The sequence below is a fragment of the Plantactinospora sp. WMMB334 genome (assembly GCF_049179095.1).
Lineage (GTDB): Bacteria > Actinomycetota > Actinomycetes > Mycobacteriales > Micromonosporaceae > Plantactinospora.
Genome location: NZ_JBMHME010000002.1, coordinates 1,207,516 through 1,223,533, shown reverse-complemented (window position 1 = coordinate 1,223,533; position 16,018 = coordinate 1,207,516). Strand labels below are relative to the sequence as shown.

At 72.3% G+C, this 16,018-nt stretch carries 19 protein-coding genes; 8 read left to right on the top strand and 11 right to left on the bottom strand.

From position 1 onward, the window contains the following. Positions 1-35: 35 nt before the first annotated feature. Both ACN27G_RS05280 and ACN27G_RS05275 read right to left on the bottom strand, forming a co-directional pair. A complete protein-coding gene (locus ACN27G_RS05280; protein ID WP_421497245.1) occupies positions 36-815 on the bottom strand; it encodes a hypothetical protein in 780 nt (259 codons plus the stop codon). Between the two features lie 455 nt (positions 816-1,270). After that, positions 1,271-1,567 carry a DUF4193 domain-containing protein gene (locus ACN27G_RS05275; protein ID WP_203861001.1) on the bottom strand — a complete coding sequence of 99 codons (297 nt, stop codon included), beginning with the start codon at positions 1,565-1,567 and terminating at the stop codon, positions 1,271-1,273. A 422-nt stretch (positions 1,568-1,989) separates the two neighbouring features. On the opposite strand from ACN27G_RS05275, the gene ACN27G_RS05270 reads away from it, so the two are divergent. After that, the gene (locus tag ACN27G_RS05270) at positions 1,990-2,532 is read left to right on the top strand and encodes a LytR C-terminal domain-containing protein (RefSeq protein WP_421491639.1); all 543 of its coding nucleotides are present in this window, start codon (positions 1,990-1,992) and stop codon (positions 2,530-2,532) included. Positions 2,533-2,593: 61 nt separating this feature from the next. Here ACN27G_RS05270 and ACN27G_RS05265 read toward each other — a convergent pair whose 3' ends face one another. After that, positions 2,594-3,418, bottom strand: a complete 825-nt coding sequence (locus tag ACN27G_RS05265) for an inositol monophosphatase family protein (protein WP_421491638.1) — start codon at positions 3,416-3,418, stop codon at positions 2,594-2,596. 288 nt (positions 3,419-3,706) lie between these two features. Between ACN27G_RS05265 and ACN27G_RS05260 the strand changes: the two genes are divergently transcribed. Further along, positions 3,707-5,356 (top strand): RNA polymerase sigma factor, encoded by a 1,650-nt coding sequence (locus ACN27G_RS05260; protein ID WP_421491637.1) that lies wholly within the window; start codon positions 3,707-3,709, stop codon positions 5,354-5,356. 244 nt (positions 5,357-5,600) lie between these two features. Further along, positions 5,601-5,834 carry a DUF7455 domain-containing protein gene (locus ACN27G_RS05255; RefSeq protein WP_203860997.1) on the top strand — a complete coding sequence of 78 codons (234 nt, stop codon included), beginning with the start codon at positions 5,601-5,603 and terminating at the stop codon, positions 5,832-5,834. Between the two features lie 96 nt (positions 5,835-5,930). Here ACN27G_RS05255 and ACN27G_RS05250 read toward each other — a convergent pair whose 3' ends face one another. The 3 genes from ACN27G_RS05250 to ACN27G_RS05240 form a co-directional block, all read right to left on the bottom strand. After that, positions 5,931-7,658, bottom strand: a complete 1,728-nt coding sequence (locus ACN27G_RS05250) for a DEAD/DEAH box helicase (RefSeq protein ID WP_421491636.1) — start codon at positions 7,656-7,658, stop codon at positions 5,931-5,933. A 211-nt stretch (positions 7,659-7,869) separates the two neighbouring features. After that, positions 7,870-8,511, bottom strand: a complete 642-nt coding sequence (locus tag ACN27G_RS05245; RefSeq protein WP_421491635.1) for a trimeric intracellular cation channel family protein — start codon at positions 8,509-8,511, stop codon at positions 7,870-7,872. 40 nt (positions 8,512-8,551) lie between these two features. After that, complete coding sequence (locus ACN27G_RS05240; protein WP_421491634.1) at positions 8,552-8,770, bottom strand: DUF3039 domain-containing protein; 219 nt, start codon at positions 8,768-8,770, stop codon at positions 8,552-8,554. Between the two features lie 107 nt (positions 8,771-8,877). Here ACN27G_RS05240 and ACN27G_RS05235 point away from each other — a divergent pair, with 107 nt between their 5' ends. Continuing rightward, on the top strand, positions 8,878-9,798 hold the full coding sequence (locus tag ACN27G_RS05235) for a pseudouridine-5'-phosphate glycosidase (protein ID WP_421491633.1): 921 nt from the start codon (positions 8,878-8,880) through the stop codon (positions 9,796-9,798). A gap of 167 nt (positions 9,799-9,965) precedes the next feature. Further along, positions 9,966-10,919, top strand: coding sequence for a carbohydrate kinase family protein (locus ACN27G_RS05230; RefSeq protein WP_421491632.1), 954 nt, complete (start codon positions 9,966-9,968; stop codon positions 10,917-10,919). 62 nt (positions 10,920-10,981) lie between these two features. Here the strand turns inward: ACN27G_RS05230 and ACN27G_RS05225 are convergent, their stop codons facing one another. Next, on the bottom strand, positions 10,982-11,338 hold the full coding sequence (locus ACN27G_RS05225; RefSeq protein ID WP_421497244.1) for a DUF3099 domain-containing protein: 357 nt from the start codon (positions 11,336-11,338) through the stop codon (positions 10,982-10,984). Positions 11,339-11,523: 185 nt separating this feature from the next. Here ACN27G_RS05225 and ACN27G_RS05220 point away from each other — a divergent pair, with 185 nt between their 5' ends. Together ACN27G_RS05220 and ACN27G_RS05215 are read left to right on the top strand one after the other, a co-directional pair. After that, on the top strand, positions 11,524-11,811 hold the full coding sequence (locus tag ACN27G_RS05220; RefSeq protein WP_421491631.1) for a hypothetical protein: 288 nt from the start codon (positions 11,524-11,526) through the stop codon (positions 11,809-11,811). Positions 11,812-11,902: 91 nt separating this feature from the next. After that, on the top strand, positions 11,903-12,214 hold the full coding sequence (locus ACN27G_RS05215) for a hypothetical protein (RefSeq protein WP_421497243.1): 312 nt from the start codon (positions 11,903-11,905) through the stop codon (positions 12,212-12,214). A gap of 97 nt (positions 12,215-12,311) precedes the next feature. Here ACN27G_RS05215 and ACN27G_RS05210 read toward each other — a convergent pair whose 3' ends face one another. From ACN27G_RS05210 to ACN27G_RS05200, 3 genes are all read right to left on the bottom strand, one after another. Then, positions 12,312-13,529 carry a low temperature requirement protein A gene (locus tag ACN27G_RS05210; RefSeq protein WP_421491630.1) on the bottom strand — a complete coding sequence of 406 codons (1,218 nt, stop codon included), beginning with the start codon at positions 13,527-13,529 and terminating at the stop codon, positions 12,312-12,314. Positions 13,530-13,691: 162 nt separating this feature from the next. Then, a complete protein-coding gene (locus tag ACN27G_RS05205) occupies positions 13,692-14,267 on the bottom strand; it encodes an HhH-GPD-type base excision DNA repair protein (protein WP_421491629.1) in 576 nt (191 codons plus the stop codon). 148 nt (positions 14,268-14,415) lie between these two features. Further along, complete coding sequence (locus ACN27G_RS05200) at positions 14,416-14,979, bottom strand: Scr1 family TA system antitoxin-like transcriptional regulator (protein ID WP_421491628.1); 564 nt, start codon at positions 14,977-14,979, stop codon at positions 14,416-14,418. 44 nt (positions 14,980-15,023) lie between these two features. Between ACN27G_RS05200 and ACN27G_RS05195 the strand changes: the two genes are divergently transcribed. Next, the gene (locus ACN27G_RS05195; RefSeq protein WP_421491627.1) at positions 15,024-15,389 is read left to right on the top strand and encodes a hypothetical protein; all 366 of its coding nucleotides are present in this window, start codon (positions 15,024-15,026) and stop codon (positions 15,387-15,389) included. Positions 15,390-15,439: 50 nt separating this feature from the next. Here ACN27G_RS05195 and ACN27G_RS05190 read toward each other — a convergent pair whose 3' ends face one another. Beyond that, positions 15,440-15,838 carry a RidA family protein gene (locus tag ACN27G_RS05190; RefSeq protein ID WP_421491626.1) on the bottom strand — a complete coding sequence of 133 codons (399 nt, stop codon included), beginning with the start codon at positions 15,836-15,838 and terminating at the stop codon, positions 15,440-15,442. Positions 15,839-16,018: the final 180 nt, after the last annotated feature.

The window sequence follows — 16,018 nt, the reverse complement described above, 5'->3', positions numbered from 1 at the left end:
CACCGTCGCCCGCCCGGCGGGCCCCGGCCTCCCGCTCAGCTGCCGAGCGCCGGTGGGCCGTTGCGGAGGTCCTCCCGGATGCGCTCGCCGAGTCCCCTCGTCGCCCGGCCGTTCAGGAACCCGGCCACCGCCGCGCCGGTCAGGAACGGTCCGAGGGTGGTCAGGTTGCGGCCGAACCGGCGCAGTAGCCGCTCCCGCAACTCCTTGCGGGCCGCCGTGCCCAACACGGCACCCACCCCGACCCCGGGCAGCAGCGGGTTGACCCCGCGTTGGGCCGCCCAGGACCGGACCAGGGTGACCGCCCGCTGGCTGGTGCCACCCGGTAGCCGCACGCCGTATGCCTCGTGCAGTTCGCCGATCAGCTTCAGCTCGATGGCGACGACCGCGACGGTCTCGGCGGCCAACAGCACCGGCGCCGAGAGCAGGGTCGGGGTGACCACCCACTCCACCGCCGCCACTCCCCCGCCGGCCGCGCCCACCCCGGCCGTTGCCCGGACGGCGTTGCGGATCAGCCGGTCGGCGAGTGCGTCCCCGTCGAGGCCGTCGAAGTGCCGGAGCAGGGTCTCCCGGTCGCGCACCGGGACGTGCGGCGCGACCTCGGCCACCGTGTCGGTCAGCCAGCGGATCGCCGCCCTCGGCCTGAACAGGTTGCCGGGCCTGCTGCCCCGCACCTGGTCGACCAGCCGGCCCAGCAGCCGCCGCCGACGCGACTGGTCAAGTTCGTCCGCGGTCAGTGCGGCGACGGTCGGTCCCAGGTCGTCGCGGGCCACGACCTCGCTCCCCGTCGCGGTGGTCGGCCCGCCCTGCCGGCCGATCTCCGCCCGTTCGGTCGGTGCCTGCTCGGTCGACGCCGGAGCGGCCGCCGCCTGCTCGGTCGACGTCGGCGGAGTCGGTGCCTGCTCGGTCGACGTCGGCGGAGTCGGTGCCTGCTCGGTCGACGTCGGAGCGGCTGGTGCCTGATCGGACGCTGGCTGATCCGTCGACGCCGGTCCGGTCGGTGCCGGCGCGGAAGCCTCGGACGCCCGGTCGGAACGGCTCATCATGACCTCCAGCGCGCGTAGTCGTCGGGGCGTGCGGTCACGCGCATCGAGTCAAGCAGGTACCCGCCAGCTCCCGTGTCGAATCACGCGCGGCGACCTCCACCGGTGGAGGTCGCCGCTTCCCCGGCGGGCCCGTGCCGGCGCGACGGGCTCATCTCACGCCCCGCGGGCTCGTCCCCGCCCGGCGGGCCGGCTCCACCACGCCGGAGTAACCGCCCGGCGGCGGAGGGTCAGGCGCACTCGCGGCAGATCAGCTCACCGTTGCGCTCCACCGCGAGCTGGCTGCGGTGGTGCACCAGGAAGCAGCGCGCGCAGCGGAACTCGTCCGACTGCATCGGCAGCACCTTGACGGTGAGCTCCTCGTCGGCCAGGTCGGCGCCGGGCAGTTCGAAGCTCTCGGCGACCTCGGCCTCGTCGACGTCCACTGCGGCCGACTGTGAGTCGACCCGCCGAGCCTTGAGCTCTTCCAGGCTGTCCTCGCCGAGGTCGACCTCGTCGCGACGCGGGGCGTCGTAGTCGGTGGCCATCGGTTCACTCTCCCATATCGATATAGTCGCTTCCGGTTGTAACGCCGGAGGACGCTGTTTCGGTTCCCGCTGGCCGGTCATCATTTTCCGGTCGCCCGACCCGGCGCGCGTTCCGGGTCGCGGCCGCCGGGAGGAACTCCCCCGGCGAGCGGGGTACCTTACCCCCCTTCGGGCGAGGCATGTATACCGTCCCTGCGGCATGCATGTACGTCCGAGCGCGCGGAGTTGTTCCCAATGTGACTCAGGCGACACGAAGATAGGGGTAGTGGTCGGCCGATCGTCGTCGCCGCGCCGACAAATCCGGCGGATTCAACACCCGGTCGGACAACGGCTGGCGGCACCGGCATACTCGGTAGCCACGGCGGCCCACGCGGTCGACCGACCGGCGGCTGTCCCACACCACCTTCGCAGGAGCCAACCAGATGAGTTTCGCGCGCGTCCGAGCCCTCCTCGTCGTCGGCGTGCTCGCGGTGATCGCCGTGGTGTTCGTCGCCGTCACCCTGGTGCGCGACACCCAGGCGGGCAAGCAGGCCGCCAGCGACTGCAACGAGGGCGACAAGCTGGCCGACACGCGGTTGCGGCTCCCGAAGGACATCAAAATCAACGTCTACAACGGGACCGACAGCGTCGGCCTGGCCAACACGGTGAAGACCGACTTCCAGAACCGGCAGTTCCAGGTCCTCAAGGCCGGCGACGAGCCCAACCGCAAGGGCATCGACGACGCCGTGGCGGTGCTGCGGTACGGGCCGAGGGGCGTCGGCTCGTACCACGTCCTCAAGGCGTACTTCCTCAACGAGGCGGAGCCGGAGTTCCAGCTCGACCGCGAGGACGACGTGGTCGACGTGGTCATCGGCGGCGAGTTCAAGCAGTTGGCCACCATCACCGAGGTCCACCAGGCACTCGCACAGGGCAGCGGCGGCCCGCAGTTGCCGCCGCAGACGTGCGTGGACCCCGACCTGACCTGAGAGCGCCGGCCCGGCCGACCGGCGCCGGTCCCTGACCGGGTCCCACCCGGCCGGCTCGGCTTCAGGGGCCGCCGGCCGCGTCGAGCCGGGCCAGGTGGTCGTGCAGCGGGCCGAAAAGGGCCGGCGGTGCCGCGATCACCAGGTCCGGCCCGGGGCCGGCACCGTCCAGCCCGTCGACCCGGAGCCCCGCCTCGGCGGCGACCAGCCCGCCGGCGGCGTGGTCCCAGAGGTTCAGGCCCTTCTCGTAGTAGCCGTCGACCATCCCCTCGGCGGCCAGGCACAGGTCGATCGAGGCGACGCCGAACCGGCGGATGTCCCGGACGTACGGCAGTAGCTGGTGCAGCACGCCGGCCTGGTGCGCCCGACGCGCCGGGTCGTACCCGAACCCGGTGGCGACCAGCGCCTGGCCGAGGTCGGTCTCGACCGAGCCGCCCAGCCGCCGGCCCGCCCGGTGGGCTCCCCCGCCCCGGACGGCGGTCCACTCGTCGCCGGTGGCCGCGTTCCGGACCACCCCGGCGACCACCTCGCCGTCGAGCTCGGCGGCGAGCGAGACGGCGTAGTGCGGCAGTCCGTAGAGGTAGTTCACCGTCCCGTCGATGGGATCGAGGATCCACCGTACGCCGCTGCCGCCACCCGTTCCGGTCCCGCCGGCATCGCCGTACTCCTCGCCGAGCACGGCGTCGGCGGGGCGGGCCGCCCGCAGCGCCGCGACCGCGTGCCGCTCGACCGCCCGGTCCGCGGCGGTCACCACGTCGGTCACCGTGCTCTTGGTGGCGACCGCGGAGACTCCCTCGGCCCGCATCCGGTACGCGATCCCCGCCGCCTCCCGGGCCACCTCGACCGCGATCGTGAGCAGCTCCTCCGGAGCCGGTTCCGTGCCCTGCATGACGTCCCCTTCCCGCACGCCTGTGACGTGCCGCCCCAGGCGCGAGTATCATCCTTACAAAGTCAAAACGCCCATCGAGTCGGTGGCCCCGGACCACCTCTCCGGCGTGCGGCGCGGGATGATCGCCGCAGACGGCGTTACAATTCACGCCTGCCCACGCGCCACGGACCGCCAAGCAACGGACGGCCCGGACACGGGGGTCCCTCAACCACATCGGCCCGACACAACGCATAGCGCTGCGCCGGCCGATCCCGGCCGTGCTCGCTCATCGCCTCCGGAAGGTCATTCGTGACAGAACCCCGCCACATCGGCGCCGACGTACGCTCGCTCACCGACACCCTGATCGCCCACGCGCAGAACGCCGGCGGCCAGCTCACGTCGGCCGAGCTGGCGCGCACGGTCGAGTCTGCTGAGGTGACTCCGGCCCAGGCCAAGAAGATCCTGCGTGCGCTCTCCGACGCGGGGGTGACCGTCGTGGTGGACGGCTCGGCGAGTACCCGCCGCCGCGTCGCCGCCGCGCGCTCCGCCACTCCCGCGTCCCGGGCGACCACCGCCAAGGCGACCAAGAAGTCGGCTCCGCCGGCGCAGAAGCAGGCGCCCGCCGCCGACGAGGCGGCCGGCGCGACGCGCAAGGCGGCGTCCCGCAAGCCGGCGCTCTCGGCCGAGGGCCCGGCGCCGGCCGGTGCCGCCGGCAAGCCGGCCGCGAAGGCCGCCGCGCCCGCCAAGGCTCCGGCGAAGGCCGGCCGCGGTGCCGCCAAGGCGGCGCCCGGCGCCGGCCCGGCCAAGGCCGCCAAGGCGGGCTCCCCGACCAAGGGCGCCGATCCGGAGGGTCCCGGCGAGGAGATCTCTCCGGAGGAGCTTGCCGCCGAGATCGAGGACGTGGTGGTCGAGGAGCCGGCCGAGCTGGCCAAGGCCGCCGCGGCCGATGCCGCCGACGCCGCGACCGACAACGACTTCGAGTGGGACGACGAGGAGTCCGAGGCGCTCAAGCAGGCGCGCCGGGACGCCGAGCTGACCGCCTCGGCGGACTCGGTCCGGGCCTACCTCAAGCAGATCGGCAAGGTCCCGCTGCTCAACGCCGAGCAGGAGGTCGAGCTGGCCAAGCGGATCGAGGCCGGCCTCTACGCCGCCGAGCGGCTGCGCGCCGCCGACGAGGGCGAGGAGAAGCTGGTCCGGGACATGCAGCGCGACCTGATGTGGATCTCCCGGGACGGCGAGCGGGCCAAGAACCACCTGCTCGAGGCGAACCTGCGGCTGGTGGTCTCGCTGGCCAAGCGGTATACGGGGCGCGGCATGGCCTTCCTCGACCTGATCCAGGAGGGCAACCTCGGCCTGATCCGCGCCGTCGAGAAGTTCGACTACACCAAGGGCTACAAGTTCTCCACCTACGCCACCTGGTGGATCCGGCAGGCCATCACCCGGGCCATGGCCGACCAGGCCCGCACCATCCGCATCCCGGTGCACATGGTCGAGGTGATCAACAAGCTGGGCCGGATCCAGCGCGAGCTGCTCCAGGACCTGGGCCGCGAGCCCACCCCGGAGGAGCTGGCGAAGGAGATGGACATCACACCGGAAAAGGTGCTGGAGATCCAGCAGTACGCCCGGGAGCCGATCTCGCTCGACCAGACCATCGGCGACGAGGGCGACAGCCAGCTCGGCGACTTCATCGAGGACTCCGAGGCGGTCGTCGCGGTCGACGCGGTCTCCTTCTCGCTCCTGCAGGACCAGCTCCAGCAGGTGTTGCAGACCCTCTCCGAGCGGGAGGCCGGCGTGGTGCGGCTGCGCTTCGGGCTGACCGACGGGCAGCCGCGTACCCTGGACGAGATCGGCCAGGTCTACGGCGTGACCCGCGAGCGGATCCGGCAGATCGAGTCGAAGACGATGTCGAAGCTGCGCCATCCGTCCCGTTCGCAGGTGCTTCGCGATTATCTTGACTGACCCCAAAAGTCAACCAGTCGTGTCCATCTGATCACCACACGTACAACGGGCACGCGGTGATCGGGTGTTCCCCACTTGTGATCGTTGACGTGGCACCCTGGTGGCACGGCACACTGTCTCTACCACGTGTGACATCGGTCCCCCGGGGGCACACTGGGAAGGCCACACCCCACAAGGGTGTTGCACGATAGGTGAGCAATGACCGACGAGAGTGTTCATCGGTGACGACCGCAGGAGGAAGGCGATGACCCCAACCCTCACGCCGCCGCCCGAGACGGTGGCTCCCCCAGCCGCCGATGAACGGTGCGACCGCTGTAACGCCGCCGGCAAGCTCCGGATCACCCTCGCGGGTGGGAGCGAGCTGGTGTTCTGTGGGCATCACGCGAACAAGTACGCCGAGGATCTGGTCAAGATCACGGTTCGTTACGCGGTTGACCCCGAGTTCAGCTGGCGGGGCGCCGAGTTAATGGCAAACTGACCCAACAAGGACATAGTTGACCGGAGGTGCCCAAAGGGCGCCTCCGGTCGTCTATTCCCCGCTGCGGTGTCCGTCCCCGTTGACGGTGTCCGGCGCTCAGAGCGTCTGGACGGTGGCGATGCGCTCCTCCAGTTGCTCGATGGTGGCCTGCGCGCTGGGCGGCCCACCGCAGCGACGGCGCAGCTCGGCATGGATTTTGCCGTGCGGCAGCCCGGTCCTGTGATGGTGCGCCGCGACCAGCGCGTTGAGCTGACGGCGCAGGCTGACCCGGCGCTCCGCCGCGCTCAGCGGTCGGCTCTCCGGCCTGGGCGCCGGCACCGGCTCGGCCTCGCCGACCTTCCGGCGGCGCTGCGCCGCCAACTGCTCGGCCTGACGCTTGTTCAGCAGCACCGCGACCTGGTCGGCGGTGAGCAGGCCCGGCAGGCCGAGATATTCCTCCTCCTCCGGCGTCCCGGCGTGGGCGCCGGTGCCGAAGGAGGCGCCGTCGAAGATCACCTGGTCCAGCTCGGCCGTGGCCGAGAGCGCCTCGAACCGCTTCTCCAGCTCGCCGCTGGCCTGCTCGGTGCGCTGCGCCCGCTCCAGCAGGTCGTCGTCGAGCCCGTCGCGCTGCTTCGGCTCGCCGAGCACGTGGTCCCGCTGCGTCTCCATCTCACTGGCCAGCCCCAGCAGGTGCGGCACGCTGGGCAGGAAGACCGACGCGGTCTCCCCCGGACGGCGGGCCCGGACGAACCGGCCGATCGCCTGGGCGAAGAAGAGCGGCGTCGAGGCGCTGGTGGCGTAGACGCCGACGGCGAGCCGGGGGATGTCGACGCCCTCGGAGACCATCCGGACCGCCACCATCCAGCGCTGCTCGGAGGCGGTGAACGCCGCGATCCGCTCGGAGGCGCCCTGGTCGTCGGAGAGCACCACCACCGCCCGCTCGCCGGTGAGCCGCTCGATCAGCCGGGCGTACGAGCGGGCGGACTGCTGGTCGCTGGCGATCACCAGCCCGGCGGCGTCGGAGAGGCCACCGGCCCGGAGCACCTGTAGCCGGGCGTCGGCGGCCCGGAGCACCTGCGGCATCCAGTCGCCGGCCGGATCCAGCGCGGTACGCCATGCCTGTGCGATCAGGTCCTGGGTCATCGGCTCGCCCAGCCGGGCGGCCAACTCGTCCCCGGCGCTGGTCCGCCACCGCGTCTCCCCCGAATACGCCAGGAAGATCACCGGACGGACCACGCCGTCGGCGAGCGCGTCGGCGTAGCCGTAGACGGAGTCTGCCCGGGAGCGCTGGAGACCGTCACCGCCCCGCTCGTAGCTGACGAAGGGGATCGGGTTGTCGTCCGAGCGGAACGGCGTGCCGGTGAGCATCAGCCGGCGTACGGCGGGCTCGAAGGCGGCCTTGACCCCGTCACCCCAGGAGCGGGAGTCTCCGGCGTGGTGGATCTCGTCGAGGACCACCAGGGTGCGCCGGGTCATCGTGCGGCGGCGGTGCACCTGCGGGGCGATGCCGACCTGGGCATAGGTGACGACCGCACCGTGGAAGTCCGCCGACGAGTGCAGGTCGGCGTTGCGGAACGCGGCGTCGAGCTGGATGCCGACCCGGGCGGCGGCCACGGCCCACTGGGTCTTCAGGTGCTCGGTCGGGGCGACCACGGTGACCGCCTCGACGGTGCCGTCGGCGAGCAGCTCGGCGGCGATGCGCAGCGCGAAGGTGGTCTTGCCGGCCCCGGGTGTGGCGACGGCCAGGAAGTCGTCGGACCGGCGTCGCAGGTACTCCACCAGCGCCTTGCGCTGCCACGCCCGCAGCGGCGGGAACGAGTCGATGACCGGCAGTCGGGCTCCCACGCGGCACACTCCCCTCCGACGGCCAGAAACCGACCACGACGGCCAGAAGCCGACTACGACGGCCAGAAACCGACCACGACAGCCAGAAATCGACCACACGAAAACGCCCCCGCGGCCGGACCGAGCGCGAAGGCCGTACCAGCATAACCAGCCGGACCCTCCAGCACCCTCCGACACCATGGGCACAACCCGTCACAGGAGTCGGACAGGGTCAGCCGGTTGGGCGGTCGCCGACCTTCGGATCGGTCGGGACCGGGGCCGACCAGCGCCGGAGCAGGGCGACCAGCCTGACGACGAAGACGAAGAGCGCCGCCGCCATCAACGCCCCCGGCCCGGCCAGGCCGGCCCGGTCCAGGCCGACCACCGCGACCGCGCCGACGAGCGCCGCGACCGCGTAGATCTCCCGGCGCAGCACCACCGGGATCTCCCCGGTGAGCAGGTCCCGCCCCAACCCGCCGCCGATGCCGGTGAGCATCCCGATCATGCAGGCGCCGACCGGCGGCAGCCCGGCGGCGAGCGCGGTGAGGGTGCCGGTCACGGTGAACAGGCCGAGCCCGGCCGCGTCGAGCACCAGCACGGTGGTACGCAGCCGGGTGAGCTGGGGATGCAGCCAGAAGACGGCGGCGGCGGTGGCGGCCGCGGTGGTCGCGTACCGCCAGTCGGTGAAGGCGAGCGGCGACCCTGCACCGATCACCAGGTCGCGGAGGATGCCGCCGCCGAGCGCCGCGACGACGCCGACGAAGACCACACCGAAGAGGTCGAGCCGTTTCGCCACCGCGGCCGACGCGCCGGAGGCGGCGAAGATCGCCACGCCGGTCAGGTCGGCGAGAAGCAGGGCGGCCGCGGCGGTCACCGCCGGATGTTACGCCGGGGCGGGCGGCATCGGCACCGGCTCAGTCCCGCATGGAGTCGTAGATCTCCTTGCACCGGGGGCAGACCGGCGAGCCGGGCTTGGCGGCCTTGGTGACCGGAAACGTCTCGCCGCAGAGCGCGATCACGAAGGTCCCCATGACCGCGCTCTCAGCGATCTTGTCTTTCCGGACGTAATGGAACATTTCCGGCCCGGTATCCGCGTCCTTCAGCTCCGGACGCTCGAGAACCTCAGTGCTCACGGCAGTGATTCCTCCCTCGGTGACCCCGCCAACGGTCAAGTCTGGCAGGTCACTGCCGGCCGGTCCACCGGAAGACCGGCCGGATCCGGCCCGTACGGTGGTCGACCGTGAGCGATTTCCAGATCCGGTACGGCGCCGAGGTGGCCGAGGCCCTGCACGCCGGACGCCCCGTCGTCGCCTGCGAGAGCACCATCGTGTCGCACGGCCTCCCCCGTCCCGACAACCTCCGGGTGGCCCGCGAGATCGAGGCGGCGGTACGGGCCGGCGGGGCGGTGCCGGCCACCATCGGCATGGTCGGCGGCGCCCTCGTGGTCGGCCTCGACGACGCCCAGCTCACCCGGCTGGCCACCTCGGACGGGGTGGCCAAGCTCTCCGTACGCGACCTGGCGGTGGCCGCCGCGACCGGCGCGGACGGCGCGACCACGGTGGCCGCGACCAGCGCGGTGGCGGCGGCGGCCGGAATCCGGGTCTTCGCCACCGGCGGCCTGGGCGGGGTGCACCGGGAGGCGGCCCAGACCTTCGACGAGTCGGCCGACCTGACCGCGCTCTCCCGCACCCCGATCGCGGTGGTCTGCGCCGGAGTGAAGTCCATCCTCGACGTCGGCGCGACCCTGGAACGGCTGGAGACGCTGGGCGTCGCGGTGGTCGGCTACCGCAGCCGGCGGTTCCCGGGCTTCTTCGTCACCGACGGCGGCTTCGACCTGGACTGGTCGGTCGACTCGCCGGAGCAGGCGGCGGCGGTGCTGGCCGCCCGGGCGGCGCACGGGGTCCAGCCCGGGGCGCTGATCGTGGCGAACCCGCTCCCCGCCGACGAGCAACTCGACCCCGACCTGCACGACCGCACCCTCGCCGAGGGACTGGCCCGGCTGGCCGCAGAGCGGGTGACCGGCAAGGCGGTCACGCCGTTCCTGCTGGCCCACTTCCACTCCGCCACCGAGGGTGCCAGCCTGGCGGTCAACGTCCGGATCATCCTGCGCAACGCGGCCCTCGCCGCCCGGATCGCCGTGGCCGCCGCCACCGCCGGGTGACGAGCGGCCCCGGTCCGGTCCGCGCAGAGGCGGGCGGACCGTCGCCGGCCCGGGCGGACCCCGACGGACCGTCGCCGCCGGACCCCGGAGGACCGTCGCCGGCAGACCCCGACGGACCGTCGCCGGCCCCGGCGGACGCGGGTGTGGCACCGCCGGGCCCGGCAGGCGTGGATGGATCGTCGCCGGGTCCGTCGGGTGCCGGCGGAGGGTCGTCGTCGCCGGCCCGGATCGTCGTGGTCGGCGACATCGTCACCGACGTACTCGCCGTGCTGGCCGGGCCGGTGGCGCCCGGCTCGGACACCTCGGCCGAGATCCGGGTCACCGGCGGCGGGCAGGCCGCCAACACCGCCGCCTGGCTGGCCTGGCGAGGCTGCCGGGTGACCCTGATCGGCGCGGTCGGCGCCGACGAGGCCGGCCGGTCCCGGATCGCCGAGCTGACCACGCTGGGCGTGCGGTGCGCGGTGCGCCGCCATCCGGGTACGCCGACCGGCACGGTGATCGTGCTGGCCGGGGAGGGGGAGCGGACGATGCTCACCCAGCGCGGCGCGAACCTGCGGCTGACCCCGGAGGAGGTGACGGCCACGCTGGGCGGGACTCCGGACGCGGCCCATCTGCACCTGTCGGCGTACACCCTGTTGGACGCCCGGTCGCGGGAGGCCGGCCGGCGGGCGCTGGCCGCCGCGCGCGGACGCGGCCTCACCACCAGCGTCGACGCGGCCTCCGCGGAACCGCTGCGCCGGGTCGGCCCGGCGGCCTTCCTGGAGTGGGTACGCGATGCCGACCTGCTGCTCGCCAACGCGGACGAGGCGGCAGTGCTGGCCGGACCGGCTACCCCGGCCGAGCAGGCGCACGCCCTGGCCACGGTGACCCGGCACGCGGTCGTGAAGGCCGGCGCGGCCGGTGCCGTCTGGGCGGCTCCGGGCGGGGCGGTGGTCTCCGCGCCGGCCCGGCGGGTGCCGGTGCGGGACGTGACCGGAGCGGGAGACGCCTTCGCGGCCGGCCTGCTGGCCGCCTGGGTCGCCGGGGCGGGACCCGCCGAGGCGCTGGACCGGGCGGCCGAGCTTGGCGCGGAGGCGGTCGGGGTGGTCGGCGCCCGGCCGCCGGCCGGCGAACCCCGCTGACCCGTCAGCCCCGACCGGTACGGCTCATTGGTGCCCGACGCCCGCGGCCCGACGCCTGCGGTTCACAGCTCGGCGTCGATCACCCGGTGCGGTCGATCCTCGGCGGAGAGCGACCGGGGCGGAGTCCCGTCGAGGTGCGAGCGCCGCAGCCGGGCACCGATCCGATGCTCCTCCTTCGGCGGGCGGTCGTTGGCGAGCAGCACCGCGAGCCACGGGATCAGCACCATGCCCACCGCACAGAGCGGCAGCCAGAGCCAGAGCAACGGCGCGTTGGCGCCGACCAGGATCGCACCGGCGACGACACAGAGCGCCCGGATGGACATCATCACGATGTAGCGGCGCTGGCGGCTGTGGAGCTGGTCGTCCTGGCTGCGCGAGGCGTCGGTGATCAGGATCGGCTGGTACGCCTGACGCTTCACCACGACCTCCGGAGGGGATGCTGGTCGGTGTGCCCGGAACATCCCTGCACCGGGATGCACGCTCCATCCTTGCACCTTCGGCCATCCTCGCACTCCCGGTGGCCACCGCACCCGGCGGCCGCCGCCCTCCCGTCCTCCGTTCTCGCCGCTGTCGTTGCGTGTTACGTGCGTGGTACGCTCCCCGCGTGGGCAGCAGGTTCAGCTTCACCGACGAGGCGCTGGGCAACCTGAGGGTCCACGACGTCACCCCCGGCGAGGTGTGGGAGGCGCTGCACAGCGCCCGACGGGTCATCCGGCACCTCGGTGACGACGTGATGGTGGTCTACGTGACCGCACGTCGCGGGCGGCGACTGGCCATCCTGCTGGCCGAGGCCGATCAAGTTGACAACGACTGGGACATCCTCTCCGCGCGTGACCTGACCGACATCGAGTCCAAGCGCTACGAGGAGGCGATCCAGGGGCGGCGAGGATGAGTCCGTCCTCAGGGGCGGGCCCGAGATCGCGCACCAGGAGACCGGGATCGATCACGCGATCGAGCACGGTGACGAGGAGGAGGCGGTGACGATGCACCGAGACGATGCCATCAAGCGGTTCGACGCCGGAGACGACCAGATCGCGGACCTGATCAACGATGCGCAGCCGGTCGAGCTGCCCACCCCGGACAGTGACGTGCCGATGGTCAGCCGCTCGATACGCCTGCCACTGGACACCTACGAACGGGTCCGTTCGGCCGCCGAGGCCCGCGGCATCGGGGTGACCACGCTGATGCGGCAGTGGGTCGAGGCCGGTCTCGCCGACCTCGACGACTCGGCGACCGTGTCGCTGGCCGACGTGCGCCGAGCCCTGGCCTCGCTCGCCCACCCGACGGCGGCCTGAGGACCGCGCCGGGGCGGCCGGTGGCGTCAGGCGTCAGGTCGGCGGCGTCGGCCCTCGGACCTGCGGGTTCCTCCCTCCGATTCGACTGCCTCGACCGTCAGATCGGCGGGGCCGGCTGCTCCGGGGCATGGCCACGCGCGCGGCGCAGGTCGGCGAGCGCGACCCCGAGGAGCACGGCGACGACGGTCGCGGCGACCGCCAGCAACGGCAGGATCTCCATCAACGGCGCCACCGCACCCAGCAGGAGCACAGCGGCCACCCGGGGCCAGGAGATCCGGCCGAAGACCTGGAACTCGAAGAGGGACCGTCCGGCCAGGAAGAGCGCCGGGCCACCCAGGAGCGCGACCAGCCAGACGGGGACGATCTGTTCGGCCGGATGGGCGATGGAGAGCTCGTAGCCGACCCCGGTCAGCACGATGCCGGCAATCATGACCAGGTGCGTGTACGCGGCGGAGAGACCGAGCCCGGTCGGATTCCGGGACCTGATGATCGCGGCCGGCAGCACGTGACCGGCCCGATAGAAGTAGATCCGCCAGAGCAGCACGGTACTCACCAGCGCCAGCCCCAGCGCACCGGTACGGCCGGGTGTGAAGTCGCCGCCGTCACCGCCGAAGGCCATACCGGTCACCAGGATCAGCTCCCCGAGCCCGATCAGCAGGAACTGCTGGTAACGCTCGGCCAGGTGCTCCGCCGCGAACGGTTGATCGCCGTAGCGTGCCCGGCCCATGCGAGGGACCGGCCAGCCCAGCGTCAACCCGAGATAGTCGATGCTCAGCGCGACGGTCCAGAGCACCCCGCGCAGCATGCTCTCGCCGGCCAATCCGCCGACGAGCCATGGCATGGCGCTCGCCACGAGCCAGACGAGCACCCGTCGCGGCCCGGCCGGATCGGCAGTCGCCCCCCGACCGCGCGTGGCGAAGAGGAAGAACCCCACCCGGCCCATCTGGACCGCGAGGTAGGCGACGACAAAGACCAGGCCGTGTCTGCCGAACCCCTCCGGCAGGGCGACGGCCACCACCATGCTGCCGATGACGGTCACCACCACCGCACCCTGCACGGCGAACGCGTCCGGCTCCAGAGTGCTGGTTACCCAGGCGGTCGAGGACCAGATCAGCCAGAGCGCCAGGAACAGCACCAGGGACTGGCCGACCTCCGAGAGCAGGACGCGCTGTTCCTCGGTGAAATCCTCCACCAGCCGTTGCGAGACCCGGGTGAGCGCGAAGACGAAGACCAGGTCGAAGAAGAGCTCCAGAAACGTGGCCCGCTGCGAACTGGACTCGACGCGCAGCAGCGGGTCGGTGGGGGTGTCAGCCATCCGGCGTCGCTCCGGCGGCACGGGTCGACGCCGCAGGGCGTACCCCGGCCGGTGCCGCCGAGAGGTCCACAGCGCCCCCTGAGTGTCGTTGATCTCAACACTCAACGAGTCAGCGACGGATCCGGCGCTACCGTCGGCCGAATCGCCCGACGCCCGGTCGGGTCAGCCCGCAGCGGCCCTGGCGGCGGCCTTCACCTGCTGCTTGTGCTCGCGTACCTTCGTCAGCGACGTCTCGTCGACCACGTCGGCGACCGAGTGGTGGACGCCGTCGCGGCCGTAGTCGCCGGCCGCCTCGCGCCAGCCGGTCGGCTGGACGCCGAACCGCTTGCCGAGCAGGGCGAGGAAGATCTGCCCCTTCTGCCGACCGAACCCGGGCAGGGCGGTGATCCGCTTCAGCAGTTCCCGGCCGTCCTCCGCCCCGGACCAGAGCCGGGCGGGGTCGCCGTCGTACCGCTCGACGAGAGCCCGGCAGACCTCCTGGACCCGGGCGGCCATCGCCCTGGGGAAGCGGTGCAGGGCGGGACGTTCGGCGAAGAGCGCGGTCAGCGCCTCCGGGTCGAAGGTGGCCAGTTCGGCCGCGTCCGGCTCGTGGCCGAGCCGCCTGGCCAACTCGTACGGACCGGCAAAGGCCTTCTCCATGCTGACCTGCTGGTCCAGGACCATGCCGATCAACAGCGCCAGCGGGTCGCGCCGGAGCAGTTCGTTGGCTTCGGCGACGATGGGCAGCGAGAGCGTCATGGTCCGATGATGCCGCAATCGCCGTGCGAGCAGTTCGACGGCGCGTTGACTGGTGACGAGGACGTCACCGGATAGGGTCGTCACTTCCGACGAACGAGGGACTGGGCTGCGGCAACGGTGGACTGGCCCTGGAGCGAGGTCCGCCCACTCATCGAGCGAGCCTGCGCGCGAATGCCCGACGTCCGCGCCGTGATCTTCCACCCCGAGGGAGCTCCGGTGCCGAGTTCGATGCCCGACGCGACGGCTTCGAGACGCCGTCGGCGTAACGCCTGGTCTGGAGCAGGCCCGGAACCAGCTCGCCGTTGTAGTGGCGCAGCCGGCTCGCCACCGTCTCCAGGCTGACGTAGAGGGAGAACCAGGCCGGCACCGCGTCGCCGTACGCGTGCCACCAACCCTTCGTCCGGGTCTCGGCGGCGAGCGCGGCGAGCGCGTGACTGATCCGCTCGCTGGCACCGTAGAGATCACAGAGCAGGCGTACGTCGCCGGCCCGCACCGGCACCGCGCCCTTCTCGATGCGCCAGATCTTCTGCCGGGAACAGTCCAAGGCGGACGCGGCGGAATCGTGGGAGATGCGTTCCCGCTCGCGCATTTCTCGAAGGAACCAGCCCAGGTGCCGGCGCGGGACGGTGGAGCCGATGTCGTCTGCCGTGCAACCTCCCTCCTCAGGCCGAGAAACGTGTGTTGCACGGCCGGTGCAACACGACGGCGCCATGCCGCACCGGAAACGGCCGCCACGATCGAGACTGGAGCGTCGCGATGAGCGAGACCGGCACCCAGGCCAGCAGGGGCGGCTATCCACCCCTGCACGCACCGGACCGGCCCGAGTGGTCCTGCCTGGCCTGTGCGGAACCCTGGCCCTGCCGGACCCGCAGAGGCCAGTTGCAGGAGCTGTTCCAGGAGAACCTTCCGGCGCTGGTCAGCTATCTGCTCAGATATCTGACCGAGGCCGTGGCCGAACTGGAGCACCTCGGCACCGCCGAGATCATGAAGCGCTTCGTCGGCTGGTGCGCCCGACCTCCGGAGACCCCGGAGACGGCATGTCCGGCGGAGCGGGTGGACCGGCACCGCCCACCCAACCTCGGTCCGGTGCTACGCCGGCTGCCGTCCCGCCGGTCGTTGTGAAGACGTCTCCGGCCGCCGCGGGCCGGTCGGTGGGCGTACGACATTGGGGATCAGGCGGCGACGGCGATGGCCTCGATTTCGAGTAGCCATTCCTCGGCGTAGATGTCCGCGATGATGACGGTGAGTGCCGGCGCGTGGTCACCGAGGATCTCCGCGCGGATCCGCGAGTTCGCCTCCCGATAGCGACGGTCGGAGAGATAGGTGGTCACCTTGGCGAGATTCCGCACTCCCATCCCGGCCTCGGCGAGGACGGTGAGGACGTTGTGCCACACCAGCCGGCACTGTGTCTCGAAGTCCGCCGGGACCCGGCCCGCCTCGTCCGGCCACGGCACCTGGCCGCTGACGAAGACCGTCCGGCCCGCACCACTGACCAGGGTGCCGTGTGTGTAGTTGCCCGTCGGGGCCGGCAGCCCACCCGGATTGATCGGCTGGATCTCGACGCCCGTCACGACACTCTCCCCCGGTCATGGCTCGGTGATCGACTGGCAACGTACGCAGCTCCGCGCACCGGAGCAACCCCGGCCGGGGCCGGCAGGTCCACCGGCCGGGCATCCACTCCGGCCCGACCGGAGATCCGCCGAGGATCGTCTATGTTGCCGGAGCGGGTTCGGGCGTGCTGGAATGGCTCA

Excerpts from the sequence above, each read along its gene's own strand:
- ACN27G_RS05210 (WP_421491630.1), bottom strand. The coding sequence starts at position 13,529 with ATGGCTGACACCCCCACCGACCCGCTGCTGCGCGTCGAGTCCAGTTCG.
- ACN27G_RS05255 (WP_203860997.1), top strand. The coding sequence starts at position 5,601 with ATGACCCCAACCCTCACGCCGCCGCCCGAGACGGTGGCTCCCCCAGCC.
- ACN27G_RS05275 (WP_203861001.1), bottom strand. The coding sequence starts at position 1,567 with ATGGCCACCGACTACGACGCCCCGCGTCGCGACGAGGTCGACCTCGGC.
- ACN27G_RS05205 (WP_421491629.1), bottom strand. The coding sequence starts at position 14,267 with ATGACGCTCTCGCTGCCCATCGTCGCCGAAGCCAACGAACTGCTCCGG.
- ACN27G_RS05270 (WP_421491639.1), top strand. The coding sequence starts at position 1,990 with ATGAGTTTCGCGCGCGTCCGAGCCCTCCTCGTCGTCGGCGTGCTCGCG.
- ACN27G_RS05195 (WP_421491627.1), top strand. The coding sequence starts at position 15,024 with ATGAGCGAGACCGGCACCCAGGCCAGCAGGGGCGGCTATCCACCCCTG.
- ACN27G_RS05265 (WP_421491638.1), bottom strand. The coding sequence starts at position 3,418 with ATGCAGGGCACGGAACCGGCTCCGGAGGAGCTGCTCACGATCGCGGTC.
- ACN27G_RS05200 (WP_421491628.1), bottom strand. The coding sequence starts at position 14,979 with ATGGCGCCGTCGTGTTGCACCGGCCGTGCAACACACGTTTCTCGGCCT.
- ACN27G_RS05215 (WP_421497243.1), top strand. The coding sequence starts at position 11,903 with ATGCACCGAGACGATGCCATCAAGCGGTTCGACGCCGGAGACGACCAG.